Here is a 233-nt window from a genome sequence, read left to right as displayed (position 1 = left end):
GGCCACAGTATTGCTCGTTGACGACCAGCCGCTGTTCGGATGACAGGTGCTTGCTGACGATCCATTCGATCTCGGCGGTTCTGTCTAGCAACACCCGGCTCCCCCGCTCGCCGCGAATCAACACGCCTTGTGTAGCCATCAGCGAAGCGATGACATTGCCCCCGAAGCCGGAAGAAAGATCGCGCGCCATGCCCAGCCTTTTGTCAGCCCAGATCTGTAGCGCGTCGTCGATA

At 59.7% G+C, this 233-nt stretch carries 1 protein-coding gene; it reads right to left on the bottom strand.

Translation table 11 applies throughout. The annotated features are described in order from the left end of the window. Positions 1 to 233 (bottom strand): hypothetical protein (locus AC0IW9_RS32105; RefSeq protein ID WP_471652321.1); only part of this gene is annotated, 233 nt, incomplete at both ends.

Source organism: Belnapia sp. AC561 (assembly GCF_979252845.1).
The sequence above is the reverse complement of the archived record's forward strand: the minus strand, read 5'-3'. Positions and strand labels throughout refer to the sequence as shown.